General features: G+C 34.6%; 2 protein-coding genes. Both read left to right on the plus strand.

Annotation, left to right across the window (positions count from 1 at the left end):
* The first annotated feature begins 848 nt into the window (after positions 1-848).
* Positions 849-1,676 carry a MerR family transcriptional regulator gene (locus tag BM211_RS25600; protein WP_091000206.1) on the plus strand — a complete coding sequence of 276 codons (828 nt, stop codon included), beginning with the start codon at positions 849-851 and terminating at the stop codon, positions 1,674-1,676.
* Between the two features lie 79 nt (positions 1,677-1,755).
* Entirely contained in the window at positions 1,756-2,895 is a 1,140-nt protein-coding gene (locus tag BM211_RS25605; RefSeq protein WP_035431953.1) for an agmatine deiminase family protein, read from the plus strand.
* The last annotated feature ends 543 nt before the right edge of the window (positions 2,896-3,438 follow it).

Raw genomic sequence — 3,438 nt, forward strand, 5'->3', positions numbered from 1 at the left:
TACCACTTCCATTCATCAGGTAGCATAATTATAGTGAAAAAATTGTAACCCGTCAGGGTTTATTTGATATGCCTACTTTTAGGATATCTATAAAAAATAATGAAAAACTACATGGAAAGATCCGCCTTTGTATAAACATATACCTTAAGTTGATGGATGTGGGGTACCACCACATCACTATCAAGCTAAGAAATACAAATACCCCAAAGCGAGAAAATTGACATCTTCATGTGAAAATGTACAATTTTTTTGTTTTTGGGGGTTATAAAATTCTTAAGTTGATGGGCATGGGGTCACGTCACCAAAAGTAAAAAATTGTACATTTAGATACAATTTAGACACATTTCAGCCGATTACCTGTACGTTAAGGAAAAAGAAAGCTATATTGATTCTACTAGCTTTCTTTTTTTGAAAGAAGATTGATCGAAACGAATTCTTCTTTCAAAAAACCTCCGTTCAATTTTTATAATAAAGTCTGATTAAAAGATTGGTTGAGTGACAAAGAAAGGTACCCTTGTATAAAGTGAAACTTCCGTCAGTGGGGGTTTTCTTCATCCCCCACTGACGGTTAGTTGAACCAATCGGGCTTTTACGGGCAGTTATCCTCCACCTATCTTCTTTGCTTCTCTCTGAATCTTGAGGTGGGGGTCTTACTGCCCACGAATAGCGGGATAAAGCAATGCGGACCAGGAGAATCATAAGGTGATGGATATGTGGGAAAAAGAAGATATTTTAATTACCCTGAAGAAGCAGTATGTCTCTAAAGGTAAAATTGCGAAGATGTAGGGGACCCCTACTACCTGGTCATTTGCTTGAAAAATTTTATCATTCTAAGTAAGGAGAGAAATATGTACACGATTAGCAGATTTTCTCAGCTATGCAAAATGAGTGCTCGTATGTTACGACACTATGACAAAGAAGGACTCTTGAAGCCAGTATATATAGATACAGCGAATGGATACAGATATTATGAGAATAGTCAATTAGAAATGGCATTACTAATCAAAAAGCTGAGAGAATACAAATTTTCTTTGCCGGAGATTAAAACCATCCTTCAGACATCAGATAGAAAATTGTTTATCAGATTCATACATTTGAAAATAAATGAATTATCAAAGGAAATCAATCGATATAGACGGATCATTATAGAAATGCAAGAGATGATTGAAAAAAAGGTGGATTTGATTCAAGGAGAAAGAAGAGCATATGATATATTGCTCGGAATGAGAAAAGAGGTAAGTGTCGTAAGTCAAAGATTGCAGATTCATATTGCTGATGTAGACAAGTGCATTGATTCCTTATACGATAAGGCGGAAGAAAGTAACATTCAGTTACGTGGTGTACCCTCTGTCATTTTTTTTGATGAAGAGTTTAGCCCTGACTATAGCGATATTGAATTAATGATTCCGATTATTCCTGGGAATGAAAGAGATATATCAAGAGAATGGCAAATAAAAAAGCTCTCTCAAAAGTTTATTGCCACTACATTGCATATCGGAAGTTATGATTATATCGGATATGCACATATGGCGCTTGAAGAATGGGCAGAATGCAACGGTTATTGCTTAGATGGTCCGCCTTATGAAACCTATTTGAAAGGTCCAGAATGTGACTGCTCTGTGGAGGAGTATGTGACACAAATCTGTTTTCCTGTCATCAAAAAAGAAAAACAATAATTGCTTGACCTTGACACTATGTCAAAGCTTATTCTACTTCCAAGAGAAAGTAATCAAAACATAATAAGGAGATTATGAAATGAATAAGATGATTATACTGTGCTCAGGGGCTGTATTAGTAGCTGGAATCTTAACTGGATGTATTCAAAGTAAAGCTGATGAAAGCCAAAGTATAAAAGAACAAAGTGTAGGCAAATACTCAATGCCTGACGAAAGAGGCAAACATGAAGGTACATGGTTGCAATGGCCTCATAACTTGACATATGGTAAAGGTTATAAAGAAGAGGTTGAATCAATTTGGATAGAGATGACAAGTGCTTTAAGCGAAGGAGAAAATGTTCATATTATCGCATATAATGAATACGAAAAGAATTATATTTCTAATCTTCTGTATGAGAAGGGTATAAATATGGGGAAAATTTACTTTTACATCATTCCTACTAATGATGTATGGGCAAGAGATTCTGCGCCGATTTTTGTATATGACAAGGATAAGAATATTAAAATCATGAACTGGGGATTTAATGGATGGGGAAAGAAAACCCCGTATAAAAAGGATGCATTAATTCCAAGCAGTCTTAGTAAGCAATTAGGTATGGAAAGAATTGATCTAACTAATGTAGTACTTGAAGGTGGAGCCTTTGAACTAGATGGTAATGGTACATTTTTATCCACACGTAGTGCTGTCGTTAACAAAAACAGGAATCCTAAGTTATCAGAAGCAGAAATAGAGGAGTATATAGAAGAATATCTTGGTGCTACTAATTTTATTTGGCTAGATGGTGTCTCAGGTTTGGATATTACGGATTTCCATATTGATGGTTTTGCTAAATTTTATGATCAGTCTACAATTATTACAATGAAAGAAGATGATTTAGAGGAATGGGGTGTTTCAAATAAAGATATTAAAACATTAATGAATGCTAAAAATGCCTTTGGCAAGCCTTATCAGCATGTGTATTTACCAATTAGTAAAAACAATGTAATTTTAGATAATGGAAAAGATTTGGGATACAAAGGTTCATATATAAATTTTTACATAGGGAATACAGTTGTATTAGTTCCGAATTATAATGATCCTAATGATAAAATAGCAAACGATAGAATCCAAAAACTATATCCTGACCGTAAGGTGATTGGAATTGATGTAAGGGAACTGTATAAAAATGGTGGTATGATTCATTGTGTTACACAGCAACAACCGGTCAGTTTAAAGTGATAGAGTTTGTTGCTGTGAATTCCAATATATTCAAAAGTTAAGTATGAAGGGCTACATGAATCTATATCAATTAAGGCTTGGAACCTTTTGGAGTTTATTTAAAATAAATTATGCGGTGACATCTATAAATAATCCCAACGTACATAAAAAAGGAAGACTCTTCAATTCGAAAGGTCTTCCTTTTTTATGTACGTGAATAATGTCCACTAATGCTTATTGCGTGATTTGGTTCCATTGTTACACAGAACCCGTTATAAAAGAAATACAGAAAACTGCCAAATTTCAATCGAGATAACTAGTAATAACATTACCCCTATTGATACAAGGATTTCTACTTTATTGAATAAATCTGAATGAAAACTCTAGTAGGCCTGACGCGACAAAAAAGAAAATTGTGCGTTAAGGAAATATTTTATCCCGCATTAACGGGCAGTAATACTCTCACCTTAAAATTCAGCGAAAGCAAAGAAGTTAGGTGGGAGATAAACTGCCCGTAAAAGCCCGATTGGTTCAACTAATAATCAGTGGGGGATGAAGAAAACC

This window comes from Bacillus sp. 491mf, from assembly GCF_900112415.1.
Classification (GTDB): domain Bacteria; phylum Bacillota; class Bacilli; order Bacillales; family Bacillaceae_G; genus Bacillus_A.